The following is a 26,095-nucleotide window of genomic DNA, read 5'->3' as shown; positions in this document are numbered from 1 at the left end:
TACTCCTGTGTCTTGGGATCCAGGAGGAGCCAGTCAAGGTAGGGGAAAACTTTACGTTATAATGAGGTTCTTAAGGATCGAGCAGACTCTCTTCAGTCTTCCAATGGCGTACCTAGGCGCGTTCGTAGCGTTAAGGAAGGTTCCGCCAGCCCCAGTTCTTATCCTAATTTTCTTTGCTCTCTTCTTCCTTAGAATAGCCGGAATGACTAACGATAATTTAGCCGACAGGGAGATAGACGCTAAAAACCCTAGGACTAGGACAAGGCCCCTAGTTACTGGGGCAATTACGGTAACGGAGGCAAAGGCAATGATAGCGATAGGCCTTCTAGGGTTCTTCGTATCTGCCTACTTGGTCAATTTCTGGGCCTTTGTTCTCTCCCCCATAGTGGCGCTTGTGGTCATGACTTACCCTTACATGAAGAGGTATACAGCTTTTGCAAACTACCATTTAGCTTCCATCCAAGGTTTGGCCGTATTTAGTGGCGCTGTCGCTGCCCTAGGCCTATACTACGATTCCCTCGTAAAGGTATTAGAGGGAGTCCCGTGGCTGTTCGTGATAGCTACAATATTTTGGGCCGTTGGATTCGATCTGTACAACCACATTCCCGACATGGAGTACGACAGGCAGATGGGCCTGCACAGCTTTGCAGTAGCCTTAGGCAACTCAGCACTCAGCTTCGCTGGGCTAAACCAGTTAATCTCGGTAATCATTGACCTTATGGCCGACTTTACCTATGGTCTAGGTGCTCTTTCTTACGTGGCAACTGTGCTCCACGGCCTCATAATGGCCTACGCCTACTACTTGGCGACTAGAAACGACTTCGGCAGGGCCTTTTACTACAATATATATTCATCAATAGTTTTGGGGCTGGGTATTGATATTGACGTAATTCTAGGGATACCTAGACTCTAGAGACATTAATTTATTTAACCCCGTTTTGTATATAATTTAGTGAGGTGCTCAGGGACTCCAAAGAATGACGAGGTTTTCCCCCGGACGCCCCCCGGGTCCCTGGGCATCTACAAGTAAAACAGAAATCCCATGTTGCCCTTTCTCAGAATGTAATACTTCTCTATAAACCTCTTCATCAAGGGCCTCATTCTCGAGACCTTAGCGACGTTCCATGGGTTACCCCAAGGGACCTTAGACCTTATGTGGAGCCCTTCGCCCATTCCGGTATCTAGGATGAAGATGAACACAGGCTCGAACCTTTCTTTATGTCCGCTTATCCTCCTTCCAGCGAATCTGCCAGTCCTCATTGCAAGTTCTCCTAGCTTTGGCCATCCGTAGATCAAGTCTCCTACGACGTAAACGCCCTTCTTAACTTCCAAGTTCTCGTTTACCTTGGCGAAATCGAAGAACTCCGGTGGTCTACACTTAGGCACTACTAGGTTAGCCTTCTCATATATGCTTATCCCGTACTTCCCTAGGAGGTAGGTCACCTTTTCCTCCACGTTCTTCCCAAGCCAGGAAAGAGGCGAGCCAGAGTACTTTACATCTTTGCCGAGTCTTTTTGCGTAGAAGGCTATCTGAAGGGCCAAGTATTCGTCGAACATGTCCTCTGAGCCTACAACCAAGTGGTCCTCGCTTTTAGCCCTCTCCAGCAATTTCTCCATTCCTTCCCTAGTGCAACCCAGGGAAATTACCATGTTGTCTGCTTCATACTTGCCCCTGTTTGTCTTAATCGTCTTGCTGTCGACGTCTATTTCCTTAACTTCCTCCTCAATCACGAATCCTAAGCGCGTGGTGTACTTGGTTGGTCTTACTAAGTTTCTCAGCATGGCGGTGTAGAAGGTGAAGGTCCTCGCCCTTGATAACAGCGTTTTACTTCCCCTTATGTTGTAATATGCGTTCAGCCCCGCGTACCCTGCTCCTAAAACTAAGCTGTTCACGAGGGTAATTAGGCGGAAACGCATAAAAAGCTGAAAACAGATGTTTTTAGGCATTGAGGCTAATACTCGCGTACACCGCAGAAGACGAGCTCAAGCCGTTGCTTCCCCTGTTAAACGGGGAGGTAGCAAGGGGAATTGAACTGGAGCCAAAGAAGGTTAGCGTAGATGAGGTCAAGTTCAACCACGGGGATTTTGACCTTTTCTTCATACACTTACCCCTCTTCCTTTACGTCAAGGGAGTAAAGGTAATCTCTAACGGAGCCTACGTTTTGGAAAGCTTGGGAATAGAGGGCGATAACTACAGTTCTGTATGCGTGGAAAGCTCTTCCTCTACCGAGTTTTACCTCGTGAAGCTATTGCTTAACCCAAAGGCTATTCCAAAGAGGGCAGGAGACTGCTCTAGGATTTCTAGTAAAAAGGGAAACTTGTCCGAGCTGTGGAAGGAAGAATGCGGAGACCTACCAATAGTAATCAGCCTAATCGGTTCTACGAGGCTCTCAACTGACGAGTTGCTCAAGCTAAAGGTGGTGATAAGGGAGTCGGCATCAATACAGGAGAGGAAGGGAGGAATAAAGTCCTACTCCAAGGAACTCGGGCTCAAGGGTAGAGAAGCTCTCGACTGCTTCTTCAAACTCTGTAAGAAAAAGGGCTGCGGTGAGGTCACTTACGAGCTACTTTGACCTTTTTGCTTGCGCTCAGTAGTCTCAAAGCTCTGAACAGCAGGTAGGCTGCTGGAAGGTACAAAACCTCGAAATAACCAGGGAAGTAAATGGCAATGAGTATGGAAGACGCGATTGAGATGAGCGAGACTATCTCCTCGATCATATGATTTATTAGCAACGTATGGTTTTATTATAACCTACAGTAACGTTTAATATGACCCCCAAGTGGGCGACTTTAGTAATATTGAGAGACAGGCAGAGGAGATATTGAGTAAAATTCTACCTCTAGAGGAGCCAGAAAAAGCCAAGGTGATAATGAGGGCGATAAGGGCAACAGGGGATCTAGATCTAGTTGGTACACTCAGGTTTTCCGAAAACGCGATATTCGTGGGTAAAAGGCTCGTTAATAGTGGGGTGATTGTAGACACTAAGATGGCCAAGGCAGGCCTAGGCGAACTAGCTGTATACAGGGAGCCGAAAACTAGGAGGAACAGGTACTACTCGGTCGACTTGATTGAGGATATTGGAAAGGAAATGGACGGAAAGGTGGTAATGATAGGTACCAGCCCCTTGGCTCTCCTAACTCTTAACGAGATGATCAAAACGGGGGAAGTAAAACCTGCGCTAGTCATAGGGGTGCCGGTAGGATTCGTTAATGCCCTAAAGGCCAAGATAGAGCTTACAAGGTTGCCGGTGGAGTTCATCACCAACATAAGCGTGAAGGGGGGAGTAGCATTAGGTATTTCGTTGGTAAGGGCACTGGTGGAACTTGTTGAGCGTTGAGAAGTTCCTGACCTCAGTCCTTTACTACGCGGAAAGGGGATATCCACTTCCAGTTGCGTTCAAGCAGGCCAAGGAAGAGCACAAGGTAAGGGCAAACTACGACGAGCTTTACGAGAAGTCTAGGCTACTGATCTTGAGTTACTTCTCTCTCAACGGCAGGAGGAGGTCGCAAAAGGTAAGACAGTTCCTATATGCAAGTTCAAGGCCAGCTTTCCCGGAGTGGATGAGGGAGGAACTCTCGAAGTACTTAGACGTTGAGGCTCTAGAGAGGTCTTTGCCAAATAAGTTCACTTGGTTTAGGGTAAACGCGCTTAAGGCTGACGAGGACAAGGTCCTCAAGAGGTTAAGCGAGAAGGGGATAGAGTTTGAGAGGGATAAGTACTTCCCATTTATTTATAGACTCTTAAAAGGAGATCTAACCAAGACCGAGGAGTTCAATAATTACGAGGTAGTGATCCAAGATAAGGCAAGCGTAGCCGTAGTGGTGGCCTTAAACCCGTCTAGGGGGGAAATTGTGGTAGACCTAGCATCTGCCCCTGGCATTAAGGCTGAACTAATAGCGGAGCTCACGGACAACAAGGCTAAAATGATCCTATCCGACGTCGACATGGGGAGGTTGGAAAAGGAGAGGTTTTTGCTAAAGAAGTTCGGCGTCAACATGGACAGGATTGAATTCGTGCGTCAGGACTCCTCATACCTCCCGGAGTTGAGGGCAGATAAGGTACTCCTAGACGCTCCGTGTTCCTCATCCGGTATGGTAAGCAACGAGCCCTCAATATTGTTGACCCTTAAGGACAAGAAGAAGGTAGAGCGTTACGCTAGACTGCAAAGGGACATCTTAAAGGATGCACTAAAGATCAAGGCCAAGGAAATGGTGTACGCGATCTGTTCCCTGTTCTATGAAGAGGGAGAGGCTCACTTTGAGAAGATAGGATACGCTACTGAAAGGCCCCTAAACGTGGGCTCCAACGGTTACAGCCCAAGGGTCTCGTCTGTGAGGTTCTTCTCGAGCGTACACTCTACGGAATCTTTTTTTATAACCAAGGTAAAACTAGAGAAACTAAGATGAGTGTAAGGATTCCCCTGGATTACAGTCCCAAGAGCCCTTCCCTCTCAAACGCCAAAGTAGCCAAGAAACAGATTATGAAGTTCGGCTACACAACGGGGAGCACTATAGCTGCGGGGGCTAAGGCTTGCGCGATAGCCTTGAAGTACGGCAAACTCGTAAACGCCGTAGTTGTGTCCACGCCAATTGGCCTAAGGATAGAGATCCCGGTAAACTACGTAAAGCTTGAGGGCGAGTGGGCTGAGGCTAGCATTACCAAGAACGGGGGCGACGACCCTGACGACACAAACGGAATGGAGTTCAGGGTTAGGATGAGGTTAAACGACGACGTTGGTTACGTCACACTGAGGGCAGGTAAAGGCATCGGGGTGGCAAGAACCAGAGGGCTTCCCATAGAAGAGGGTGAGCCCGCAATAAACCCAGTGCCGAGAAAGCAGTTGATAGACAACTTAAAGGAGATTTTAGGGGACAAGTTTGGAGCAGAAATTGTAGTAGAGGCACCAGAGGGAGAGAGGATAGCCCAGAGGACTTTCAATCCGAGGCTTAGAATAGAGGGAGGGGTTTCCGTACTGGGCACAAGTGGTATAGTGAAGCCAATGAGCTTAATCTCGTGGTTCGCCTCAATGGTGGAACAGCTGGATGTTGTAAAGGAGAAGGGCTATACCACGGTTGTTATGGTGCCAGGAAACATAGGCGAAACGGCCGCAAGAAGGTTGCTCAACGTAGACCCGGAGTCCATAGTTCAAATGGCAATCTTCGTGGGAGGGATGGTTAAGGCAGCAGCTAAGAGGGGCTTCAAGGAAATTGTCCTCATGGGTCACGTGGGGAAAATGGTCAAAAATGCCATCAAGATCTGGAATACCCACTATAAGTACGGCGATGGAAGGATAGAGACCATTGCGGCGTACGCGGCGAAGCACGGGGTAGGGAGCGACGTTATCAGGAAGATCTTTGAGTGCAAGACCACCGATGAGGCAATAGACCTGCTATTAAATTATAACTACTTCGAGGTATTTAGCGACATTGCAGACAAGATATCCCAGAACGCCGAGGACTTGGTGGGCAAAAGGTCAAAAGTCTACACCATCCTCATCAACATGAAGGGAGATATAGTTGGCTACTCGAAAGGAAGCGAAAAGTACTTACGTTAAGGTTTTAGGGGCCGGCCCAGGCCATTACAGCTACTTCACCCTTAAGTTAATCGAGGAGGTCAAGGTAGCAGACTACGTAATAGGCGATAGGAGGATTCTGGAGAACTTGAGAGCGTTAACTGACGCGGAGTTGATTTACCTTAGGTCAGACTCGGAGTTCTACCGCCAAATAGAGGAGGCAAATAAGCTGGAGGGGACTAAGGTATTCCTGTCCACGGGGGACCCAATGCTGGCGGGGCTTGGGAAGGTGATAAAGACCCCATATGTGGAGCCCGGAGTGAGCTCAGTTCAACTTTGTGCCTCACGGCTTGGGGAAAAGCTAGACGACTCCGCGATTATTTCGCTTAGGTACGAAAACAATGCAGATAAGGTGTCGAAAGCGCTAGGTCTAGGTCTAGGGGCTTACGTTTTGCCTAATCCATACCACTCCGTGGGGGAGAACGTAAGGAACCTCATCGCTCACGGGGTTAGACCGGACGCCGAGGTGGGAGTATGCGTTGACCTTAGCCTTCCCACGGAAAAGGTTATAAGGGGGACGGCCTCTGAGCTAACTAGCCTAGACCTTAAAGGGCTCGCGGTTATTTTCGTGAAACCGTGAGTTCTAAATTTTAACACCTGGGCCAAATGAAACATCCCGTATTCACGTACCTTACGAAGCTAGAGCTACCCCCCATAAATTTCTGGCTAGACTTTGAGGGCCCCGAGGTTAAGTTGAAGTCAGAGGCATTGGAAGAGCCCAGGGCCTCACTCTACCCTGAAATTAAACTAGGAGAAGAAAAGTGGATCTACCAGAAGGGGAACTCCATTATCTCCTTTTCCGAGGGCAAGAGCGAAATCATGAGAACCAGCGACCACGTAGACGTGGTCTTCGTGAGGGTGGAGGATTCCTTTTACGAGGTCGTCAGAGTGGGGGATTGGTACTCGTTTGAGGGGGAGCAGTTCCTTAAACTAATAAGATATATGGGAAGGATATTGCTAGTGGGAAAGAAGAGGGCTGTACTCTTCGCTCAAGGCAAGATGTTGGAGCTAGAAGCCCCTCTCGACTTCTACGTCACGAGGAGGTTTACTTCCTTAGTATTTGAGGGAGAAACCAAGGTGATAGACGAGAAGTTGAACGTGACTTCCTTCAAACAAGAGGGTTACTTCTTGGGCTTAACCTCTAGAGGAAAGGTCTTTAAGCGCGAAAATAGGGTTTACCTTGAGGATATGCTAATAGGATTCTGCAACGGCTCTTCCTATTTGCTCGGCGAGATGTCAGATAAGATCGTGTTCCTATGCGACTCCTCAGTAAAGATGTTCAGCAACTGGAGCTGGACGCAAATCGACGCCGAGGCAACAGAGGACAGAAGCTACGTTAACTCTAGCTTTCTCGTCTTGGGCTCCAGGGACAGCACGTCGGTATACGACTCAGATCTCAATCCCATCTTCTCTCTGAAGCCCTCCAGCGTCGTAGCCGACAACAGGAGGCTCTTTGCGTTGTCGCGAGCCAATTACTTTGGGGTTGTGGATACTGGGATCAGCCGGGAGATTCTAAGGGTGATTAACGACAGAAATAGCACAACTTCAAAAATAAGGATAGCTCACGACAAGTACTTTAACGTTAGCTTCAGCAAACCTCTGGTTGTGGTGGGCGAGGAGGAAAGGAGCGATTACAGAATCGTAGAGCTAGAGCCCGACCATTTTGAGAACGCTGAAGTTGAGATCACGCTCTGGAACCCCTTTTACTCCGAAAGCAGGATACTGAAGTTTTCCTCGGAAAAACCTAGGGTAAGCTTTGAGGGCGAGGTTATGTACTCTCCAGAGGGCAAAGTGAAGGGTACTGAACACAACGCGCTACTCAAGGGCGTATTAGCATACGAGATTCCAACTAGGCTTCCTACGAGTATATTGTTGAAGGTAGGCAACCAAGAGGTAAGGCTAGAAGTAAACAACGTCAAGGGCGTTATTAACATTACACAACCATTGAGCGTCAGTCATCCTGAGGATAACGTGGTGGTCTCGGCCTACCTAATTAGGGGTAAAGGCGTTTCCTTTCTTAAGGACTTCGTCGTTCCAGTTAAGTTCGTGTCTCCACCGAGCAAGGTCGTTAAGCTGGCCAGGAACCACGGTCACGTAAGAGAGCTGAGCTTTTTGAGGGAAGATGGGGTATTTACTTGGGAAAGAGTGAGGCATTACCCTAACTACTTCAAGGGACTAATAATCGGAGTTTCTGGCGAGAATGTTACTCTCGAAGGCAAGGAAATAGAGGTAAAGAGCGGTTTTCAAAGCGTTTGCTTATCCCGTGGCTTTGACGAAGTATGCTACGACGTTCTAGGCGTGAGGACGCCGGTAATAAGGCTAGAGGTAACCCTCGAGGAGAGTTACTTGAGCGTGAAACCCGTCACTTCCTTCACGTTTCCCATGGAGGTCTTCTACGGCCTAAACGTCTACAGGGGTTTTCCCACTAAAATACTGTTTCCCTTTGACCCTTCGTGGGATACGATAAGGATCAGGAGTTACATAGGGGGAAGAACAGTGATGCAAGATTTTAAGCTTGGGACAGTGGATACGGCTCTTAAGAAGGCGTTGCTCGACTCAGTAAAGCTCCGGGAGATACTGGGTAGTTTCGGACTCGTGTAACTTCTCTTAAATGGCTAAGAGTGGTATGGAGAGAATACTAGCCCAGTACAAAGTGTACTCGGCCACGGTAACTATAAAGGACATAGATGGGGTTGGGCTGTACTTGGTTCAAGAGCCTTACCTTAACCCCGAGCTTAAGAAGACTGTGGAGAAATTGGCTAAATCCCTTCTTAAGTTAAAGGTAAACGTCACCTATGATCGTGTACTTCGGATGGTTAGCGAGACGAAGGTAGAGGGGGATCCAGAGCTTCTAAGCTATTACGTGTTCAAGAGGGTCAAGTACGGCGACTTGACAATCCCTATTTACGACGAGAAAGTTGAAAGAGTCGAGTACTACGGCTTAGGGATTCCCATAAAGGTAGTTCACACGACGTTTAAGAACTACCTTAGACTGACGACCAACTTAATATTTGTAGACCAAAAGGAGGTGGAGGACCTTCAGCATAGGCTTAACTTTAGGACGGATGGCGGTTACGCGGAGTCCTATACTCCAGAAGGGCACAAGGTGATAGAATACAGGTCTGAAGGGAGTTTCCAGCTAGAGGTAATTAAGAGGTTTAGCACTACCCCTTCCGTATCCAAGGTGTGCAAAGAATTAAGGTGCAATTTCGACGCTTTAGCCTACCTTTGGGAAGGTATAGAGCAAGGGGGCCTTTACGTAATTGGCGGCAACCTTAACGCTACTAAGGCCCTAGTGAACTCTATCTTGTCCTTGTCCAGGATGGACTTAAAGATAGTCACTGTTGAAAGCTCCCCTAAGCTCAATTTCGAGGGAAGAAACTGGTCAAGGGTAAACGCTAGGGTAAGTTCGGAGGACCTCTTGAACTTCTTAGTCACTTCTCAGCCGGACGTAGTCTTAGCCGACATGCGTCTCAACCTCCTCAAGAGCCTCCTTAGTTGTCCCTGTAGTGTGGTACTCTTTACCGATTTGAGGAGCGTCAGGGATATCATGGGCTCCATAACCTGCTACTTGGGAAAAAGGTACAAGCGCCTGTTCCTGGCTAGGTTCTCTGGTATAGCCATATACGATAAGGACTTGAGAGTGTACTCTGTGGACAAGCTTAGGAGAAAGACAGTCGTAAGGAGAGTAAGCCTCTCGCCAAAGGCTCTAGCATTACACAACAAAGGCGGGTCAAACGATATTATTATAAGGCTACATAACAGAAGAGAGTTCCTAGAAAGAGTGGTTGAAGACAACGTGAGCGACGAAATTCAGATACGGCAGATTCTTCGAGAGTACCTAGGCAAATGAGGACTGGTTAGGTCTGGGCTCCCTCTCTCGTCACTACGTCTATTACGTCTCCTTTCTCTAGTCCTTCTAGAATCTCTTCCCCCTTCTTTGTGAGCCTATACACCTTATGAGAGCCCTTGGAGTAGATCGTCTCAATTAGTCCTAGACCCTCTAAGACGTGAAAGAGGGCCAATACTTCATACCTAGGGAGTTTAGTCTTTATCACTACTTCGCCCGGATTGACTGACCCCTCTCTAATTGCCTCAAGGACCACTTTGATCTCGTACATTTGATAACACTTTTTGAACCTTCACCTTAAAAGTCAGCGGGCACTATATTTCTGCCGTGGAATGGCCGAGGTGTAGCGGAGACTACATCGTGCAGAGGCTCGCGTTGCAGTATACGATAGACTCGAAGGACTTCGTAGCCTACGACGTTTGGCTTAAGACTGGAGACTGCTTTAAGGTACTAATAGCCACTCTCCTTTCTCAGAACTCTACGGACAAGGGAACCTACAAGGCATTCGAGGAGCTCGAGAGGAGGGTAGGGGTGAGCCCCCAGAAGTTAGCCGTGGCTGACGAAAAGGAGATAGGGGAGGCGATAAGGTCCATTGGGATCTACAACATGAAGGCCAAGAGGATAAAGGAGATCTCCAACATAATCCTGGAAAAATACGGCGGTTCCCTAGAACAGATCCTTAACCTCCAGAAGGAAGAGGCCAGGGAGACTCTCCTTGCGTTGCCGGGCGTTGGAGAGAAGACCGCTGACGTGGTTCTCCTGACTTGTAAGGGCTACGAGTACTTCCCTGTTGACACGCATATTAAGAGGATATCTCAGCGCTTGGGAATAAGGGGTTCGACGTATCAAGAGGTCTCTAGAGGGCTCATGGAACTGTTCCAGCCTAAGGACTATCTGAGGGCCCATCACCTATTAATAGCCCACGGCAGAAATACTTGCAAGGCGAGGAAGCCCTTGTGCGAGAGGTGTGTTATAAGTGAGTGCTGCCGATATTACAATACAGAGTTTAGAGGTAGATAGCCTAGTTCCCCACGAGGACGTTATAAGGAGTAAGCTCTTACAGACCATTTCCAATATGAAAAACCACAAGGCGATCTACCCAATTATAGTGGATAAGAACTCCTTAGTTATCTTGGACGGTCACCATAGGTATTACTCAGCGAAGGCTCTAGGCATAAGGAAGATCCCTGCAATATTGTTGGACTACAGGGACGAGAGGATAAGAGTAGGTAAATGGTTCAGGGAAGTGTACGGAAAGGTTCCGAAAGGCTTCATGTCTAAATTTGAGGGCGGGGGAGAAGCTTGCGTTGACTTCTTGGGCCATAGGGTGTGCTCGTCCTCTCCTTATTCTTTGCTGTGGAAAATGCACTGGATAGAGGAGAGTTTAGCCCAACTAGGAATAAGGGTAACGAAAAACCCCGAGAAGGGCGTTGAACCACCTTCCCTATCTAAAGACTACGTGATGGATATTGCCAAGAGAGGTCTGAGATTTCCTCCTAAGACTACCAGACATATGTATGAATTTATTATCCCCTCACGTCTAGTAACTCTAGATGAGCTTATTTGACGCAATAATGCAGATCCTACTATTTATAATTCCGTCTTTAGTACTTTTGTATCAATTTACCTTCTTCTATCTGGGAAAAAGGAGGTATTACGACTCGGTTCCCATTAAGGATTACCCTTTCCTCTCAATACTGGTACCCACTAAGGGGGAAAGCGTTGACGTCATACAAGGGCTACTTGACAACCTAAGCCAAGTGGAGTGGGACAAAAGCAAAATGGAGGTAATAATTATCTCGGACGACGATAGGGAGTACTTCAACAAGATGCTCAACTTGTTGAGGATCCCACAAGGACTGGAAGTGAGATTGTACAATAGAGAAGGAGAGGAAAAGAAGGGGTACAAGAGCGGTGCGCTTGCTTATGGGTTTCAGAAGTCCAGGGGGGAATTGGTCATAACTCTAGACGTCGACGCCAGGCTGGACAGGGACTCCCTTAAGAGGGCTTACGCTCACATGCTAGGCTACGGTTGCGACGCAGTTACTATGAACTGGATAGGCTACACTAAGAGCAGTTACTCGACGTTAGCCAAGGGGCTTCTTGTCTCGACACTGGTGGCGGACTACTCGATTCTCAACGGAAGGGACAGGGTAGGGTTCAAGGTTTTCCCCGTGGGTTGCGGTACAATGTTCAAGAGAAAGGCTATAGAAGAGGTGGGCGAGTGGGACTACACCATGATTCAAGACGACCTCGAGATTGGCGCAAGGCTTATACGAAGGGGAAAGAGGATATGTTCCTCAGACTCCCCTGTGCAAGTAGAGGTACCGGACAACTTCTACGCCTTTTACGTTCAACAGACCAGATGGGCCATGGGCAGTACGGAAGTGCTCATAAGGAGATTCAAGGACCTGGTTAAGAGCAGCGTAGGGTTACTCAGAAAGGTAGACATGTTCCTTTTCCTCATGCAGTACTTTCCCTTTGCCATAACGTTTGTGTCCGCCCTCGCCCTCTCGGTCTACGGCTTTATAGGGAAAGGCGATCCTCTCAGCTCGCCAATAATTGTGTTATGGCTCCTGGCTCTGGTGTCTTACGCTTATAGCTTCGTATATGTCGCTAGGAAGCTAGGCATGAAGTTAATAGAGAGCTTGAGAAGCCTAGGGAAAGTGTCGTCGTATAGCGTTGCCATATCGCCCTTTATCTTGCTCAGTATATTTAAGGCCTTTAGCAAGAGGAGGACTTACGTTGTAACGCCCAAGGGAAAAATAACAAAAACAAAGGCAATTTACATCATAGGCGTGTTTGGCTTCTACTTCCTGCTTGCCTCAGCCCCCTTTTTCCTCAAGCAAGAGTTTATAAGTGGCCTTTGGCTTGCCTACTATTCCGCTGGGTATCTTTTCACGTTCTTCTCAGAACTTCTTAATAAGTGAAAGTACCGTTGATACAAGTCTTTTTATTCGGTTGGTAAGCTATCTTCTTTGTGATGATCGAGTACGTTAAGGAGCAGTACAACGACGAGTACATATTCTCCCTTCTGAGGCCGTACGTAGCCGAGTGGTTCAAGGAAAAGTACAAGACGTTTACTCCTCCCCAGAGGGGAGCAATCCCACTCATAAAAAGGGGAGTAAATACCCTCATCTCCAGCCCCACAGGGACGGGGAAGACCCTGTCCGCCTTCCTTGGCATTTTAGACAGCCTTTTGGAGCTGGCAGAAAAGGGGGAGCTAGGGGACAAAGTATATGCCATTTACATATCGCCGTTGAGGGCGTTAAACAATGACATGTACAAGAACTTAGTGGAGCCCCTTAACGAAATCTACCAAAGGACTAACATACCGCAAAAGATCAGGGTTGGCATAAGGACGAGCGACACTACTTCCTATCAGAAGCAGAAGATGCTCAAGGAACCACCGCATATTTTGATAACCACCCCAGAGTCCTTCGCCATATCGTTAACGTCCCCCAAGTTTAGCCAAAGGTTGGGCGAGGCTAAGTGGATCGTGGTCGACGAGATACACGAACTAGCCAACAGCAAGCGTGGAGTTTACCTATCCGGTTTCCTAGAGATTTACCAGAACCTCCTCGCTAAGAACGAAGTAGTTAGGATAGGACTCAGCGCAACGATATCCCCTCTGGAGGAAGTAGCTAAGTTCTTGGTTGGGAATGGGAGGGATTGTAAGATTGTTGACGCAAGGTTCGTAAAAGGTCTTGACATCAAGGTAATCTCTCCAGTGAAGGACTTAGTCCACGCTTCTGAGAGCGAAATAAGCGAGGGGATATACAAGACCATGATCTCTGAGATAAACAAGCACAGGACTACCTTGGTCTTCACAAATACTAGGAGTGCTGCTGAGAGAGTGTCCTATAAACTCAGGAAGATCATAGAACAAGAGAAGCTCTTTGACGCGGACATGGTCGGTGCACATCACAGTAGCCTCAGCAGGGATCTCAGACTTGAGATCGAGAACAAGCTAAAGGAAGGGAAATTGAAGGTAGTCGTGTCCTCAACTAGCTTGGAGTTGGGGATAGACATTGGGTACATAGACCTAGTCCTCCTGCTGGGAAGCCCAAAGAGCGTGAGCAGGCTCTTACAAAGGCTTGGAAGGGCAGGGCACCACATAAGGAGCACTAGTAAGGGCAGGATAATAGTGGTGGACAGGGACGACCTAGTCGAGTGCACGGTCTTAGCCAAGCTAGCAAGGGAGAGGAAAATCGATAAGGTCCACATACCCAAAAACTCCCTGGACGTTCTGGTTCAGCTGATTGTCGCCTCAACGCTGATGGGCAAGACTAGCAAGGACGAGCTGTATAGCATCTTGAGGAAATCCTACAGTTTCTCTGAATTGGGCAGGGAGGACTACGAGAGCGTCTTAAACTACCTTACGGGTAAGTACGAGCTGGAGAGCAGGAACGTTTACTCCAAGGTAAGGGAAGACGGAGGAGTGCTGAAGCCGAAGAGGGGGGCGAGGATGATATTCTATACAAACAGCGGTACAATACCGGATGAGCCCCTAATACCCGTCTTTACGGAGGAGAACAAGTACGTTGGAAATCTGGAAGAGGAATTCGTAGAGATATTAACGCCAGGCGATATTTTCGTCCTTGGAGGCAGGACTTTTGAGTTCATTGGTAGCAGGGGGAACAAGGTGATAGTCAAACCAGCTGAGGGTCAGAGACCCACAGTGCCAAGCTGGTTCTCCGAGATGTTGCCTTTAGCCATTGACTCAGCAATACAAGTTAGCGCGTTTAGGGGCAAAATAGCGGAAATGATAAGGGAGGGCAAAAGGGAGGAGGAGATAATCGATTACATCGCTAAGAACTATGACGTTAACAGGAACGTGGCTTACTCGATCTACGAGTACGTACTTGAGGAGTTCTACTTCACTGGGGGTAAAGTTCCCAACGAGAGAACCATACTCATCGAGATATACGACGACGAGGAGGACAGGAGGAACTTCATCTTCCACGCCCTATACGGTAGGAGAGCTCTAGACGCGCTCTCTAGGGCACTGGCGTCTGTGCTCAGCGACAAGCTCAAGACGGACGTGAGGGTATCCGTTACCGACAACGGCTTTATCTTAACTCTCCCGAGTATAGTAGAGTACGACATAGGTAACATATTCAACGAAATAAGGCCAGAGGAGATGTACGACCTTCTCAGTAGGGTTATTCTAAGGACGGAAATGTTGAAGAGGAGGTTTAGGCAGACCGCTGAGCGCTCTTTCATGTTGTTGAAAAGGTACAAAGGTAGGGAGACCAATCCCGACAGGAGACAACTTAACTCAGAGACGCTCCTCGAGGTAGTGAGTGAGTACAAGGACTTTCCTGTCCTAAAGGAGACAATAAGGGAGATCCTAGAGGATTACATGGATATCCAAAACGCGATTAAGATAGTAAAGGACGTTCAAGAGGGTAACGTGAAGGTAGAGGTAATAGGCCCAAACAGGATCCCGAGCCCCTTTGCTCATGGGATAATAATCAAGGAGTATGCGGATGTGGTGTTGGCAGAGGATAAGAGGGAGCTACTTAAGAAGCTTCACGGCAAGGTCATGGAGTTTCTCAGGGAGAAGGGAATCAACATTGACCTCAAGTACACCGAGGTCTAAAGCTTGGAAAGCCTTTATGCACTCCCTCGACACTATTATCCACGGTACTTTCCACGCTCTCATTCCCTGGAAGTCCTTGTCGCTCGGCATGCAAGAAAGGCTGTGGGTGTGCACTATCGCCCTAAGCTCTCCCCTACTTAAAAGGGAGTAAAGTTGTTGTGGATCCATTTCAAATTCGTCTTCCTTTTCAGAGACGTTTTTGACCTCGTAAAACGAGTCGCCTATAACCACTCCGCACCTTTCCCTCATACTCCCCATAGCCCTTCTAGTCCAGCTATCGACTTCAATATGTCAGTCCTGGTCACTATTCCGACAAGTCTCCCCATCGAGTCAACTACAAGTAGCCTGCCTACGTTGTAGATGACCATTTTCCTAATTGCCTCTAACACGTCCTCGTCCTCGTTGATGGTTATTACGTCAGTTTTCATGTAGTCTTTGACCTTGGCCTCGTGGTTACCTTCGAAGAAGGCCTTTATTATGTCTGCAGTAGTTATTATACCAACTATTTTTTCGCCGTCAGAAATGGCCGGTGCGCCCCTTATGCCTTCCTTGTACAGTATCATGGACGCCTCCTTCAATGGCATGTCAGGCTTTAAAGTAACTAGCTTTTTGCCTATAATGTTCTTCACCTTCTCCTTGGGGACGCTTATCATCCTCTTTACATCCATTACAATTTCCTTCCTCATGTCGTCCGCGTGTATTACTACTCCCTCCAAGACAAGCCTGCTGTAGGGAGTTGGGCCAAACCTCAGTGAGTCCCCTGGTCTGATCTTCCTTAAGTCCCCATTTACCTTCAATATCACCTTATTCCCTGATGGGTTAGTTATGTCTAACAGCTCTATGTTGTCCACCTTTATGTCCGTCTCCACGTTGCCCCTGTAGAGGCTCAGTTTGTCCATTATTGGGGCCACTGATGGGTTCTTTATGAACTCGTAGGCTTTTAGGGTGGGCAAGTAACCTCCCTTGGGCCCCGGCTTGGACTCAACTAGTCCAAGGACCTTCAAGCTGAGGATTATGTTTCTCACAGTTCCCTCGTCCTTGTTTATCATGTTAGCTACTTCCTTGCTTTTTATCATCTTCTTTTCCCTGTTGTAAAGTTCCGTCAGCGCCAGTAGAATCTCTCTTTGGGTAGCAGACAGATTCTGCATACAAAATTATAATTAGCAAGAATACTTAAAAACTTCTATCATTGTAAAGTGGACAGTTCGAGGATCTTTTTTATAATCTTGGGTTTTACGTTGAAGACTTCCTGTGAGATCAACGCCACGTAGTTGGACTTTGGCAACGGGTAGTCAAACCCTATCTTGATGGATATAGCCTTTTTCATGGCGATGTAGTTCATCTTGTCCCTAATTATCCCCTCAGCTATTTCCTCCGCTAACTTAAACGCAGTGTAGAAACGCGAAAAGCTCTTCGCCGTATGTTGTATGGCGTCGTTCTGCGACGAGCTCAGGGCCTTCAAAGCCCTTATCAGCTTCCCCTCATCTACAAAGGAAAATATGACCTCCGTGAAGATCAGCCTAAGTGCCCTCGCCAGGACGTCCTTGTCCTGTCCGGCCAACTCAAACGACTTCTCGGGGGACTCTGGGATAACCTTCGCTATTTCCTCGTACTTTTCTTCTGGAGACAGGAGGGTGTCAAACAGCTCCCTGTACTCGTCGTAAAGTCCTAGCCCCTCCTTCCCAACTACGTAAAGGCTAATGAGTTCCTTTTCGTACAAGTTTGTGGACTTGAAGCCCCTTAGGGGCTTGATGTTGTTTTTTTCGTAGCTGTCCTTTAAAATTTCAACGAGTGTCTCTCTATTTAAATCTTTCCACTTGGTGATCACTACACCCCAGATGTCAGTTAACGTCTTCACTCTGTCCTTGTAGATCTCCTTGACCATATCCAATCCATGAATCTATATGTATTTCACCTTAAAAAGGATACCAAATAAGCATGAGGTCATGAGCGTTGAGGAAAACTTGAAACCAAGTGTTGTACTCGTGTCTCCTTCAGAGCTAGAAGAAGAAATTAAGAAGATAGAAGAGGAAATAAAGTCACACGAGCAACTCGACGTAGACTCGCTCAGGAAAATCCAGGAGGAGCTGAACAGCATAAACAAGGAAATAAGTTGGCTGAGAATAGCCGAGTCTCAAGGAATATGGAAGTCAAGGACATGTAAACACGTTGTCAACGACAGCTGTAACGCTTGGAACATCAGCGACCCCGAAAAGGTCGGCATACCTACAGATGTAATATCGTTCAATCAGGACGGCACTAAGAGAGTTGCCGTTTCCAAGTTCCCTGGCCTGTGCATAGCCTGCCCACTATACGAACCCAAGAGAAGTTAAGCGCTTCTTCTCCAGCTCGTCAACCACCCTTTTTAGGTCATCTATTTTTTCCTCAGCTACCTTTGGGTTGTCCTCAATCACCTCCATCAAGCTAGTGATCAAGTCGTTCACGATAACTTGGAGTATCTTCCTCCTTTCCTCTTCGTCTGCTATTTCCAAGGCCCTAAGTAGGGTCTCGTCGCTCGGATGAGTCCTCCCAGAGGCGAATTTGGTTATGGCAGCCGGGGTAACCCCAAGTTCCTCCGCGAGCGCCTTCTTGTTCCTGTTGGCCAAAAGTATGGATATTATCTCCTCCCTGGCTTCCTTGCTGAGGTTGTGGACTGCCTTCACACCATAACTTACCCCTCAAAACTTAAAAGATGTCCAATCGATTTCAAAGGGATGATATCAATTCTGTTCAACCAGGGTATTATTCCGGCGGACGTTGTGGAGAGGCCCATAGAAGAGGACTTTGTATCGATCACCCCCCAAAGGGTACTACTGAGCGCCATAGAAAACTCCATATTTGTCGGTTTTCTCTGGATAAGACCTTGGACAATAATAGGCAGCATAGGGATAGGGAAAGTAGACGAAGTAGGGTTAAGCGTTGATGAGGGACTGAAAGGGAAGACAGTCTTGGTTCTTCCGTATTCCCCCAAGTACGGGGGCATAGGGACTGAAATTAACGGCCTCTTGGTTGAGAAGACCAACATGCCTTCGGACTCGATAGTGACGTTACCCGAAAATCCACCGGACAAGCTTTTGCTTTACCCATTTGCTTCCGTGGCGTTACAGATCAAGGAGTACGCAGAGGGAAAGGAAGTCCTAATTTTGGGCTCCGGTCTTACGGCAATGCTTACTTACTTAGCCCTCAAAGACTCAGCTACTTTGGGGATATACTCAGACGAGGACGTCAAGCTACCTTACGCGCAAAAGATAAAGAAAAGCGATAAGAAATGGGACATGGTAGTCGTATCTACAATGAGGGGATGGGCTAGAGTAGTGGCTGATTCCCTAGTGAAGGACAACGGAAAGATAGTTATTCCAAAGTTCCTCAACTCCTGGCCTGCCATAGTCCCAAAGAACCCGCTGTTTGTGCCTCCGGTCCCAAGGGACGATGTTATTCCTTTCTTAAACAGGGAAGTAACAGACAAGTTGTTTGAGGAGAACGTAGGGTACGCAGATGACGTGATCTCTGCAATTCCTACCCCAAAGAACGGGGTCATCGTAGACGTGAAGAAGGCTCTAAAAAAAGCCGTGGAGCTTTACTCTTTAAGTAGTTGACCTAATATTTCGATTCCCTTTCTAATTTGCTCCTCAGTTGGGAAGCTGAAGTTTATCCTCATTGTGTTCCTGCCCGAGTAGTCGTAGAAGAAGCTGGAGCCAGGAACGTATGCTACTCCCCTCTCCAAGGCCCTCGGCAACAAGCTTAACGTGTCCTTTTGCCTCGAGAGCCAGGCGAATACAAACATCCCTCCCACTGGTTTGCTCCACTTGGCGTCCTTTGGGAAGTGCTCCTCAATTGCCTGAAGCATCACGTCCCTTTTCCTCCTGTAGAGCGACCTAACCTTGGGGAGGTTGTTTTGGATTACGTTTCTCCTTATGGCCTCTGCCGCTATAAACTGGGTGAAGGAGGGGGTGTGGAGGTCAACGTTCTGCTTGTAGAGCTCCACCTCGTGAATAACGTCTTTGTCTGCGACTATCCAGCCCAGCCTAAAGCCGGGGGCAAGTATCTTGCTAAAGGTCCCTGTGTATATTACCCTTCCCTCCTTGTCTAGGGCCTTGATTGGAGGTGGACTGTCACCGTCGAACACCAGGAAACCGTAAGCGTCGTCCTCCACAACTAGGAAGTCGTATTCTGAAGCAAGCTCCAACACCCTCTTCCTTCCGTCGAGGGACAGCGTAGTACCTCCAGGGTTCTGCGCAGTGGGTATAATGTAAAGCAACTTCGGCTTCTTCCCCTCTGACTCAAGTTTTCTTAAGTCGCTCTCTAGCACGTCAAGGTCTGGTCCATTTTCAGTAAGGGGTATGCCGTGGAAGGCGGGGCTTCTGGCTCTCAATATGTTAAGTGCTGCCAAATAAGACGGCGACTCAACAAATACGTGATCTCCTGGATCTACAAACAAATTGAAAAGCATAAATAGGGCCTCTTGGCTCCCAACTGTGACGAAGATGTTGTCCTCGTCTATGCCAGTTATCCCCCTCTGGGCTGAGAGGTTCACCAGCTGTTGTCTGAGCTCCGGAATCCCAGCAGTGGCAGAGTACTGTAAAGCCCTAGACGCGTAATTTGACAGGACGTAATCGGATATGTTCCTTATGTCTTCTGCTGGGAAAGTGGAAGGGTCAGGTAGTCCCCCAGCAAAGCTGATGACGTTTTTCCCCTCGGTCAGCTTAAGTAGGTCCCTTATTTCCGAGGTTTTTAGTAGGGCCGTTTCCTTAGAGAGAAACCTTTCCCATTTAGACATAATTGTTAATATGATGAAAGGTATTTATTAGTTTGTGTACGTAGCCGAAATACTTACGGTCGGTAACGAGATCTTAAGTGGTAGAACTGTCAACACCAATGCCTCCCACATAGCTAGGAGGTTAACTTCCCTAGGGTTTGCAGTTAAGAGGATGACTGTTGTTATGGACGACGTAAGGGATATTTCTCAAGCTTTCTCGGAAATATTTTCAAGGAAGCCCAACTTAGTTATCTCCACGGGTGGCCTCGGTCCCACCTGCGACGATAGAACCGCAGAAGGGCTAGCCAATGCGGTGAGCCTCCCCCTGGTTTACAACGAAGAGGCGTTGAGGCAGATCAAGGAGAAGTACGACAAGTTGAACTTAGATCTGACAGAAGAGAGGAAAAAGATGGCGTTAATGCCAAAGGGCGCAACGCCTGTGGAGAACGATAAGGGGATAGCCCCCGGGATTTACCTGCAGCACCAAGGCATAGAGGTCTTGGCTACTCCAGGAGTTCCCAGGGAAATGGAGGCAGTGCTAGAGGTCTTTATATCTCGTTACTTGAGGCAAAGGCCAAACGTAGCCTACGTAGAGGACAGCGTTGTAGTAGACGGAGTTATGGAGTCGACAATAGCCCCTCACATAGCTAAACTCGTGAAAAAGTACGACTTATACATAAAGACTCACCCAAAGGGGTACGAGCTTTCCAATCCTGCCCTGGAGATTCAGATAGCTGGCAGTAGCGATAACGCGGAGAAAATAGGAGAAAGGGTTAGAAGGTGTAAAGAAGAAATAGTTGCCTTAGTAAGGGAACTTGGAGGGACTATAAGAACTCAGTAATAACCTTAGTCAGCCACTGGGGTTCTTCAAAGTTTAGGAAGTGACCGTAGCCCTCTATGGTTCTCGTTACGTGCTTTGGTATTCTCTCCATGATCTTTAAGTTCCTGATAAGTTCATCGTTAGTACCGTATACTATGAGGGTGGGTACATCTACCTGCTGTAGGTCTTTCCCGTAGTCCCTTGCTGAAAGAAGTCCTTCCACAGCCATCTTGTAGCTTAAGGGCGTGTTCTCTCTGTAAACCTCGAGGAGCGAGTTCCATGCTTGAGGGTTTTCAGTGAGGGTGGGCGAAAACTCTTCCCGCATCTTCCTGTAGTTGGCTAGGGCCTCCATTCCGAAGTTAGTGGCTATGGACACGTAACGTCTGTACGGCTCTTGGTCTGGGGCCTTGTACAACGCCCCTATGAGGACAAGCTTCTCGGGGCTGTTTTTGAGGGAGAAGTCCAAAGCTATAAGGGTGCCTATGGAGTGGCCTACCACTATAGGGTCCCTCACTTCCAAGTACTCTAGAAGTCCCTTCAAGTCCTTCGAGTGATCCTCTATTAGGTAAGGCATAGGAAGTACAGATGACCTTCCGTGCCCCCTTAGGTCATATACTATTACTTTGTAGTCCTTAGCAAACTGATAGCTTATGAACTTCCAGCTCTTATAAGAGCCTGCTAGGTGGTGCACGAAAACTATTGGCTTCCCTTCCCCGTAGGCCTCGTAGTATAGCTTTACGTCATCGAGAATGGCGAAGGGCATTAGATAAGATTTGCTATCTTTCCCAAATAAATCTCGCTTATCACCACAGGGTAGAACACGTCGAACTTCACTAACACTTCTGGGTTTACTTCCCCTACTATCCCGACCTTCTCCCCCTTTAGGATCACGGTAGCCCCTCTTCCGGGGATGAAGAGGCGGTCGTCGTTCTCTTCGTATGAAGGCTCGATGTCAGTGGCGTTTACGATAACTTGGTGGAGTAAGGACTGTAGTTGTTCGAAGCTTACCTTGCTGTCCATTACGGCCATTACCTCGCGCAGGTCGTTCCTGAAGCCTGTATCTGAGTTTGACGGCACTACGACTTCCCCTATTTCGAACACCTTCACTGGGAACCTAGCCCTCTGGTTCCTCGAGAGGAACCTAAGCGTTGTCCATATAAGGGAGTTCCTGACCGCGTCGTATTCGGCCGAGATGGGGTTCAGTAACCTCACGAAATTCCCCTCTAAGTGGTTGGACTTAGTAAGCACCAGAGAGTAGATCTCCTGAAGTCCAGCCCCCACGCTGAGCTCTCTGAAAGCCGTGTAAAGCGAAGTCTCCTTGAGGAACTTGCCGAAGATCGTTGCCCCTATCTGGAGTGGCTCGAGCTTGTTGTAGCCTATCGCCATTGCCACGTCCTCAGCTAGGTCAACGTCCCTCATTACGTCTGTCCTGTAAGGGGGCACGGTAACCTTTAACACGTCCCCTTCCAGGGAAGAGTTCATCCTCATCATGGATAAATACCTTACTACATCCTCTCCCCCAAGTTCAACGCCGATCCTCTTTAAGACGTAGTCGACTCTGGCCTCTACTACCCTGTGGTTTAGCACTGGGGAGGAGTTCACGTCGATGGCACCAGTGACCTTGACTCTCCCTATGACTCCGCCCTCCTCAGCCAAGTTGGTCACCAGTATGTCAAGCGTCTCCATCACTGCCTGTAAGTTCGTCCCCGTGACGTCTATGAATACGTCTTTAGTTCCCTCCTCTATCTTCGTCTTTTCCGAGTTAATCACTGGAGGGACGCTTAGGACTTGTCCGTCCTCTTGAAGTATCGCAGGAGAGAGGTTGTTGTAAACTGATAAGTTTCCGTACTTTTTCCCTTGATCTGTCCTCTCCATGACCTCAGATACCGTCATAGCTTCCTTTTGGTTTAGGGGGACGAACTTGTAGTTTAACGGCACCGTGGAGTAAACTATCCTCTTGGTATCTACCTTCTTTAGGTCATGAATCCCTATGGCTACCTTCTTCCTCCTCCTACCTATTGTATCGTGTAGTTTCTCCTGGAACTGGATAAGCTCCCTCAACTTCTCCTGGTCTAGATCCACGTTGTAGACAACTGCCCCAAGGGCATACGGCCTGGACTCGACCCTTCTCACCTCGAGGACGTAGTCTGTGTCAACCACCTTGTATTTGGGCTCTCCCAGTTCCACGCCCATGATCCCCTTGGCTGCCCTCACTATTCCCCCAAGGTTCAACATGTCGAGCCTATCCGCGTTGATCTCTATGGCTATGTTCTCCTGGTCTACTGGCTCCACCTCGGACTTAAGGTTAAACAGTACCTCCTCTAGCTCTCCCTCGGTTAGCTTAAGCTTCTCGAGGAGCCTCGACTTCCTCAACGTGATGGTTACCATTGTGCCTCGACCTTTCTGTTCCTAAGGAACTCTATGTCATCAGAGTATAGATCCCTTATATCCTTTACACCAAGGAAGAGCATCGCCAGCCTGTCCAGCCCTAGACCCCACGCCCCTGCAGGGGAGTAGACCCCAGCGGGCTCTGTTACCTCTGGCCTAAGGAGGCCCGCCCCAGCCATCTCTACCCATCCCAGCTTGCCTATCCACCCGTAGACCTCCACGCTGGGCTCTGTGAACGGGAAGTAGGCAGGCTTGAACTTTATTTCCTTAATCCCCAGCCCGGCGAATATTTCCTTGAGAACTCCAAGGAGCTTCCTGAAGTTGAAGTCCTCCTCTACTATCAGCCCGTCTAGCTGATGAAACTCTATCAAGTGCGTAGCGTCTATGGCGTCTGGCCTAAACACCTTCCCTATTGTGAATACCCTGGCCGGAGGCTTTGGGCTGGTGGAGAGCACCCTCGCAGTGGTAGCTGTCGTCTGGCTCCTCATCACAAGTCTCAAGGCGACCTCCTGGTCCCACTTGTAGTTCCACCACCTCTCGTGGACTTCCTTCACCCTCCTCAACAGTCCCTCGTCCTTAACTTCTCCCCTCCCTTCTACCCTGAAGCTATCGTGTATTTCCCTAGCAGGGTGGTCCTGAGGTTGGAAGAGCATGTCGAAGTTGTAGAACTCCATCTCGACGTAGTCACTCTTGACTTCAGAGAACCCAAGGCTTACCATTACCTCCTTTGCCCTCTCTATGAACTCCCTAAAGTAGTGCTTTTTCCCTATAGGTACGTAAGGAGGTAAGGCCCTTACGTTGAACTTCTTAAACTCGTACTTCCTCCACTCCCCGCTCCTTATGAGCTCAGGCGTAAGGAAAAGCAGGGCGCTCCTTAGTCCGGGCTCCCTGAGGAACTCCACTTCTATCTCGGTCTCTTCCTTTTCCTCTACCAGGTTCCTACCCTTAAGCAGTGTAACCTCGTTATCTCCAAGCCTCTCTCCCCTCTTAACCTTTTCCAGGAGTTCCCTTTCCGGGGCCACGTAGGTCTGCACTAGGGAAGCGATTTCACCCCTTTGTACGTTAATTAAGCCCCTCTTCTTGGCCCAGCTCATGGCTATCTCAAAGTCCTTCCCTAACGCGTCCTTTGCCTCTTGTACCTTCACTGGGCCCCTAGATAGCATCCTTAGCAAGTTTTCCTCTGGGAAACCCTCCTTTAGCCTCGTCTCCCCCTCTTCCGTGAGCACTAGCTTTCTCTCCTTCTTCGTGTTCACTACCCTTACGTAGCCTTCTGAGGCGAGGTGGTAGACCACGCTGAAGACCGAGCTCTTGGGCAATCCAAGGCTTGCTGAAATCTCGGTAGAGGAGGTTACACCTTTGTCCTTTATAAAAGATAGGACCCTTAACTCCAGCTCGCTTAGCATCGTAAACGACTCCCTTTCACAGCTCTAGGCTTTGTCCAGGCGAAAGCAGTATCGCCTTAAAGCCCCTCTTTCTGACCAGTTCCTCAAACTCCCTTGGGTCTACCTTTATGAGGTCCCACGTGTTGTAGTGGATGGGTATGGCAGCTTTTTTGGGCCTCAGCATCTCCACTGCGATGGAAGCCTGAGCTGGGTCCATGGTGAATCTACCGCCTATAGGCAGGAGCACGTAGTCGGGGGAGAACACGTCGCCTATTACCTTCATTCCCTCAAATAGGCCAGTGTCCCCAGCGTGGTACACTGTCACTCCTCCTCCGCTGACCACCACTCCGGTTGGATCGCTGTACCTGCTCGAGTGTACTGCTTGGGTGATGGCTACCTTTACTCCTCCTAGGTCGACGTATCCCCCAACGTTTATCGGAACCATCCTCTCCCACGGTACCTTGTGTTCCTCGTTTAGGTAGAGCTCTAGGTCGTACGTGGCTACCAAGAGCGGTCTAGCGGAGTTCTTCATTATCTCTACCGCGTCTCCCAAGTGGTCGTAGTGATCGTGGGTAACTACGAGAACGTCAGCGTCGTACGCGTAGTCCACCTTCACTGGAGCTGAAGGGTTGTCCTTTATGAATGGGTCTATTATTACCTTTTTCTCGGCCACGTTTAGCTCGATTGCCGCGTGACCTAACCACCTTAACTGAGGCATGGGTAATTTGTTAGTAAGTAAAAATAAAAATTTCCACTAACCATTGCCTCTTATGACTGAAGACGAGCTGAGGATTCTTCTAAAGGCTGGGAAGATCGCCGCGGAGGCCAGGGATCTTGGGGCAAAGCTCATAAAGCCCGGGGCAAAGGTCATTGATGTCTGCGAGGCAGTGGAAAAGGCTATTATTGAAATGGGGGCCAGGCCCGCCTTCCCCTGCAACTTGTCCATAAACGAGGAGGCTGCCCACTACAGCCCGGTTATAGGCGACGAGAAGGTGATACCGGAGGGAGCGGTGGTGAAGTTGGACATAGGCGCCCATATAGAGGGTATAATAACCGACACGGCTGTGACCGTGAGCTTTAACGACAGGTACACCGGATTACTCGGGGCAGCAAGGGACGCTCTCAACGCTGCTATCCAGAACTTTAAACCAGGGACTGCGTTAGGCGAAATTGGGAAAGTCATAGAGAGGGTAATAAAGATGAATGGCTATAAGCCCATAAGGAATCTAGGGGGCCATCTAATAAAGAAATACGAGCTCCATGCGGGGGTCTTTGTTCCAAACGTCTACGAGAGAAACGTGGGCAATATAGTGAGCGACAACGTATACGCCATTGAGCCCTTCGCCACAGATGGAGGGGGAATGGTAGTTGACGGAAAGGCGGAGACCATCTTCTCCCTGAGGAACCCCTCCGTGAAGGGTCTCAGCGAACTCGAGGCTAAGTACTTGGAGGCCATTAGGGAGAGGTTTAATACCTTGCCCTTCTCTGAGAGGTGGTTGTCAGACATGGGGAGCAAAGAGGAGGTGGAAAGCACCTTAAGGGCCCTTGTGAGGAAGAAGGCCTTGATCTCCTACCCCGTTCTAGTTGAGGTTAAGAAGGGAATAGTCAGCCAATTTGAGCACACAGTTTACGTGGGAAAGGATCAGACCATTGTGGTGACTCAATGAGCCAATTACCTTAAATACGTTTTTAAGGTACATATATTTTAGCGTGAAGTAAGG

28 protein-coding genes are annotated in these 26,095 nt (G+C 48.5%); 16 read left to right on the top strand and 12 right to left on the bottom strand.

Translation table 11 applies throughout. The features are described 5' to 3' along the window. Positions 1-7 precede the first annotated feature (7 nt). Complete coding sequence (gene ubiA / locus MPF33_07650) at positions 8-913, top strand: putative 4-hydroxybenzoate polyprenyltransferase (protein ID MCI2415095.1); 906 nt, start codon at positions 8-10, stop codon at positions 911-913. Positions 914-1,020: 107 nt separating this feature from the next. Here the strand turns inward: ubiA and MPF33_07645 are convergent, their stop codons facing one another. Further along, the gene (locus tag MPF33_07645; protein MCI2415094.1) at positions 1,021-1,893 is read right to left on the bottom strand and encodes an NAD(P)/FAD-dependent oxidoreductase; all 873 of its coding nucleotides are present in this window, start codon (positions 1,891-1,893) and stop codon (positions 1,021-1,023) included. Positions 1,894-1,946: 53 nt separating this feature from the next. Between MPF33_07645 and MPF33_07640 the strand changes: the two genes are divergently transcribed. Next, positions 1,947-2,573 (top strand): hypothetical protein, encoded by a 627-nt coding sequence (locus tag MPF33_07640; protein ID MCI2415093.1) that lies wholly within the window; start codon positions 1,947-1,949, stop codon positions 2,571-2,573. Here the strand turns inward: MPF33_07640 and MPF33_07635 are convergent. Next, positions 2,554-2,718 carry a hypothetical protein gene (locus MPF33_07635; protein ID MCI2415092.1) on the bottom strand — a complete coding sequence of 55 codons (165 nt, stop codon included), beginning with the start codon at positions 2,716-2,718 and terminating at the stop codon, positions 2,554-2,556. The two genes, MPF33_07640 and MPF33_07635, sit on opposite strands and share 20 nt — an antisense overlap. A 104-nt stretch (positions 2,719-2,822) precedes the next feature. Between MPF33_07635 and MPF33_07630 the strand changes: the two genes are divergently transcribed. From MPF33_07630 to MPF33_07605, 6 genes are read left to right on the top strand one after another with little or no spacing between them, the layout of a single operon-like run. Next, entirely contained in the window at positions 2,823-3,338 is a 516-nt protein-coding gene (locus tag MPF33_07630; protein ID MCI2415091.1) for a precorrin-8X methylmutase, read from the top strand. Beyond that, positions 3,328-4,407 (top strand): RsmB/NOP family class I SAM-dependent RNA methyltransferase, encoded by a 1,080-nt coding sequence (locus MPF33_07625; protein ID MCI2415090.1) that lies wholly within the window; start codon positions 3,328-3,330, stop codon positions 4,405-4,407. Before MPF33_07630 ends, MPF33_07625 begins: the two co-directional genes overlap by 11 nt. Continuing rightward, positions 4,404-5,555: a cobalt-precorrin-5B (C(1))-methyltransferase CbiD gene (gene cbiD, locus MPF33_07620; protein ID MCI2415089.1), complete on the top strand. Its 1,152-nt coding sequence runs from the start codon at positions 4,404-4,406 to the stop codon at positions 5,553-5,555. Before MPF33_07625 ends, cbiD begins: the two co-directional genes overlap by 4 nt. Continuing rightward, positions 5,518-6,153 (top strand): SAM-dependent methyltransferase, encoded by a 636-nt coding sequence (locus MPF33_07615; GenBank protein MCI2415088.1) that lies wholly within the window; start codon positions 5,518-5,520, stop codon positions 6,151-6,153. Before cbiD ends, MPF33_07615 begins: the two co-directional genes overlap by 38 nt. Before the next feature lie 26 nt (positions 6,154-6,179). Beyond that, positions 6,180-8,174, top strand: coding sequence for a hypothetical protein (locus tag MPF33_07610; GenBank protein MCI2415087.1), 1,995 nt, complete (start codon positions 6,180-6,182; stop codon positions 8,172-8,174). 25 nt (positions 8,175-8,199) lie between these two features. Continuing rightward, entirely contained in the window at positions 8,200-9,426 is a 1,227-nt protein-coding gene (locus MPF33_07605) for a hypothetical protein (GenBank protein ID MCI2415086.1), read from the top strand. Between the two features lie 7 nt (positions 9,427-9,433). Here MPF33_07605 and MPF33_07600 read toward each other — a convergent pair whose 3' ends face one another. Next, positions 9,434-9,694 (bottom strand): hypothetical protein, encoded by a 261-nt coding sequence (locus tag MPF33_07600; protein ID MCI2415085.1) that lies wholly within the window; start codon positions 9,692-9,694, stop codon positions 9,434-9,436. A gap of 56 nt (positions 9,695-9,750) precedes the next feature. Between MPF33_07600 and MPF33_07595 the strand changes: the two genes are divergently transcribed. The 4 genes from MPF33_07595 to MPF33_07580 are packed head-to-tail and all read left to right on the top strand — an operon-like array spanning position 9,751 to position 15,028. Then, positions 9,751-10,443 carry an endonuclease III gene (locus MPF33_07595; GenBank protein MCI2415084.1) on the top strand — a complete coding sequence of 231 codons (693 nt, stop codon included), beginning with the start codon at positions 9,751-9,753 and terminating at the stop codon, positions 10,441-10,443. After that, complete coding sequence (locus MPF33_07590) at positions 10,400-10,990, top strand: ParB N-terminal domain-containing protein (protein MCI2415083.1); 591 nt, start codon at positions 10,400-10,402, stop codon at positions 10,988-10,990. Before MPF33_07595 ends, MPF33_07590 begins: the two co-directional genes overlap by 44 nt. After that, a complete protein-coding gene (locus MPF33_07585; protein ID MCI2415082.1) occupies positions 10,977-12,353 on the top strand; it encodes a glycosyltransferase family 2 protein in 1,377 nt (458 codons plus the stop codon). The genes MPF33_07590 and MPF33_07585 overlap by 14 nt, the downstream gene beginning before the upstream one ends. 53 nt (positions 12,354-12,406) lie before the next feature. Beyond that, the gene (locus MPF33_07580) at positions 12,407-15,028 is read left to right on the top strand and encodes an ATP-dependent helicase (protein MCI2415081.1); all 2,622 of its coding nucleotides are present in this window, start codon (positions 12,407-12,409) and stop codon (positions 15,026-15,028) included. On the opposite strand, the gene MPF33_07575 is transcribed toward MPF33_07580, so the two are convergent. Genes MPF33_07575 through MPF33_07565 form a run of 3 tightly spaced genes read right to left on the bottom strand, consistent with a single transcriptional unit; the run spans position 14,945 to position 16,913 of the window. After that, complete coding sequence (locus MPF33_07575; protein MCI2415080.1) at positions 14,945-15,277, bottom strand: hypothetical protein; 333 nt, start codon at positions 15,275-15,277, stop codon at positions 14,945-14,947. The two genes, MPF33_07580 and MPF33_07575, sit on opposite strands and share 84 nt — an antisense overlap. Continuing rightward, the gene (locus MPF33_07570) at positions 15,274-16,176 is read right to left on the bottom strand and encodes a CBS domain-containing protein (GenBank protein MCI2415079.1); all 903 of its coding nucleotides are present in this window, start codon (positions 16,174-16,176) and stop codon (positions 15,274-15,276) included. Before MPF33_07570 ends, MPF33_07575 begins: the two co-directional genes overlap by 4 nt. Positions 16,177-16,214: 38 nt before the next feature. Continuing rightward, positions 16,215-16,913, bottom strand: coding sequence for a DUF2192 domain-containing protein (locus MPF33_07565; GenBank protein ID MCI2415078.1), 699 nt, complete (start codon positions 16,911-16,913; stop codon positions 16,215-16,217). 61 nt (positions 16,914-16,974) lie between these two features. Between MPF33_07565 and MPF33_07560 the strand changes: the two genes are divergently transcribed. Beyond that, positions 16,975-17,361: a hypothetical protein gene (locus MPF33_07560; protein ID MCI2415077.1), complete on the top strand. Its 387-nt coding sequence runs from the start codon at positions 16,975-16,977 to the stop codon at positions 17,359-17,361. On the opposite strand, the gene MPF33_07555 is transcribed toward MPF33_07560, so the two are convergent. After that, positions 17,338-17,691 carry a helix-turn-helix domain-containing protein gene (locus MPF33_07555; GenBank protein MCI2415076.1) on the bottom strand — a complete coding sequence of 118 codons (354 nt, stop codon included), beginning with the start codon at positions 17,689-17,691 and terminating at the stop codon, positions 17,338-17,340. The genes MPF33_07560 and MPF33_07555 overlap by 24 nt on opposite strands. A gap of 51 nt (positions 17,692-17,742) precedes the next feature. Between MPF33_07555 and MPF33_07550 the strand changes: the two genes are divergently transcribed. Further along, on the top strand, positions 17,743-18,624 hold the full coding sequence (locus MPF33_07550; GenBank protein ID MCI2415075.1) for a zinc-binding alcohol dehydrogenase family protein: 882 nt from the start codon (positions 17,743-17,745) through the stop codon (positions 18,622-18,624). Here the strand turns inward: MPF33_07550 and MPF33_07545 are convergent. Beyond that, entirely contained in the window at positions 18,606-19,805 is a 1,200-nt protein-coding gene (locus MPF33_07545) for a PLP-dependent aminotransferase family protein (protein MCI2415074.1), read from the bottom strand. The genes MPF33_07550 and MPF33_07545 overlap by 19 nt on opposite strands. 34 nt (positions 19,806-19,839) lie before the next feature. Between MPF33_07545 and MPF33_07540 the strand changes: the two genes are divergently transcribed. Further along, positions 19,840-20,625 (top strand): nicotinamide mononucleotide deamidase-related protein, encoded by a 786-nt coding sequence (locus MPF33_07540; protein MCI2415073.1) that lies wholly within the window; start codon positions 19,840-19,842, stop codon positions 20,623-20,625. Here the strand turns inward: MPF33_07540 and MPF33_07535 are convergent. Genes MPF33_07535 through MPF33_07520 form a run of 4 tightly spaced genes read right to left on the bottom strand, consistent with a single transcriptional unit; the run spans position 20,609 to position 25,092 of the window. Further along, positions 20,609-21,367: an alpha/beta hydrolase gene (locus tag MPF33_07535; protein ID MCI2415072.1), complete on the bottom strand. Its 759-nt coding sequence runs from the start codon at positions 21,365-21,367 to the stop codon at positions 20,609-20,611. The genes MPF33_07540 and MPF33_07535 overlap by 17 nt on opposite strands. Beyond that, complete coding sequence (pheT, locus tag MPF33_07530; GenBank protein MCI2415071.1) at positions 21,367-22,992, bottom strand: phenylalanine--tRNA ligase subunit beta; 1,626 nt, start codon at positions 22,990-22,992, stop codon at positions 21,367-21,369. The genes MPF33_07535 and pheT overlap by 1 nt, the downstream gene beginning before the upstream one ends. Then, on the bottom strand, positions 22,986-24,395 hold the full coding sequence (locus MPF33_07525; protein ID MCI2415070.1) for a phenylalanine--tRNA ligase subunit alpha: 1,410 nt from the start codon (positions 24,393-24,395) through the stop codon (positions 22,986-22,988). The genes pheT and MPF33_07525 overlap by 7 nt, the downstream gene beginning before the upstream one ends. 16 nt (positions 24,396-24,411) lie before the next feature. Beyond that, positions 24,412-25,092 (bottom strand): metal-dependent hydrolase, encoded by a 681-nt coding sequence (locus MPF33_07520; protein MCI2415069.1) that lies wholly within the window; start codon positions 25,090-25,092, stop codon positions 24,412-24,414. A gap of 52 nt (positions 25,093-25,144) precedes the next feature. Here MPF33_07520 and map point away from each other — a divergent pair, with 52 nt between their 5' ends. Further along, positions 25,145-26,041 carry a type II methionyl aminopeptidase gene (map, locus tag MPF33_07515; GenBank protein MCI2415068.1) on the top strand — a complete coding sequence of 299 codons (897 nt, stop codon included), beginning with the start codon at positions 25,145-25,147 and terminating at the stop codon, positions 26,039-26,041. Positions 26,042-26,095: the final 54 nt, after the last annotated feature.

The sequence above is a fragment of the Candidatus Aramenus sp. CH1 genome (assembly GCA_022678445.1).
Taxonomy (GTDB): Archaea; Thermoproteota; Thermoprotei_A; order Sulfolobales; family Sulfolobaceae; genus Aramenus.
Note: the sequence above shows the minus strand (reverse complement) of the source record. Positions and strands in the feature narration are given on the sequence as shown.

Excerpts from the sequence above, each read along its gene's own strand:
- MPF33_07570 (MCI2415079.1), bottom strand. The coding sequence starts at position 16,176 with ATGCAGAATCTGTCTGCTACCCAAAGAGAGATTCTACTGGCGCTGACG.
- pheT (MCI2415071.1), bottom strand. The coding sequence starts at position 22,992 with ATGGTAACCATCACGTTGAGGAAGTCGAGGCTCCTCGAGAAGCTTAAG.
- MPF33_07600 (MCI2415085.1), bottom strand. The coding sequence starts at position 9,694 with ATGTACGAGATCAAAGTGGTCCTTGAGGCAATTAGAGAGGGGTCAGTC.
- MPF33_07550 (MCI2415075.1), top strand. The coding sequence starts at position 17,743 with ATGATATCAATTCTGTTCAACCAGGGTATTATTCCGGCGGACGTTGTG.
- cbiD (MCI2415089.1), top strand. The coding sequence starts at position 4,404 with ATGAGTGTAAGGATTCCCCTGGATTACAGTCCCAAGAGCCCTTCCCTC.
- MPF33_07535 (MCI2415072.1), bottom strand. The coding sequence starts at position 21,367 with ATGCCCTTCGCCATTCTCGATGACGTAAAGCTATACTACGAGGCCTAC.
- MPF33_07560 (MCI2415077.1), top strand. The coding sequence starts at position 16,975 with ATGAGCGTTGAGGAAAACTTGAAACCAAGTGTTGTACTCGTGTCTCCT.
- MPF33_07605 (MCI2415086.1), top strand. The coding sequence starts at position 8,200 with ATGGAGAGAATACTAGCCCAGTACAAAGTGTACTCGGCCACGGTAACT.
- MPF33_07525 (MCI2415070.1), bottom strand. The coding sequence starts at position 24,395 with ATGCTAAGCGAGCTGGAGTTAAGGGTCCTATCTTTTATAAAGGACAAA.
- MPF33_07565 (MCI2415078.1), bottom strand. The coding sequence starts at position 16,913 with ATGGTCAAGGAGATCTACAAGGACAGAGTGAAGACGTTAACTGACATC.
- MPF33_07585 (MCI2415082.1), top strand. The coding sequence starts at position 10,977 with ATGAGCTTATTTGACGCAATAATGCAGATCCTACTATTTATAATTCCG.
- MPF33_07575 (MCI2415080.1), bottom strand. The coding sequence starts at position 15,277 with ATGAGGGAAAGGTGCGGAGTGGTTATAGGCGACTCGTTTTACGAGGTC.
- map (MCI2415068.1), top strand. The coding sequence starts at position 25,145 with ATGACTGAAGACGAGCTGAGGATTCTTCTAAAGGCTGGGAAGATCGCC.
- MPF33_07580 (MCI2415081.1), top strand. The coding sequence starts at position 12,407 with ATGATCGAGTACGTTAAGGAGCAGTACAACGACGAGTACATATTCTCC.
- MPF33_07520 (MCI2415069.1), bottom strand. The coding sequence starts at position 25,092 with ATGCCTCAGTTAAGGTGGTTAGGTCACGCGGCAATCGAGCTAAACGTG.
- MPF33_07545 (MCI2415074.1), bottom strand. The coding sequence starts at position 19,805 with ATGTCTAAATGGGAAAGGTTTCTCTCTAAGGAAACGGCCCTACTAAAA.
- MPF33_07610 (MCI2415087.1), top strand. The coding sequence starts at position 6,180 with ATGAAACATCCCGTATTCACGTACCTTACGAAGCTAGAGCTACCCCCC.
- MPF33_07635 (MCI2415092.1), bottom strand. The coding sequence starts at position 2,718 with ATGATCGAGGAGATAGTCTCGCTCATCTCAATCGCGTCTTCCATACTC.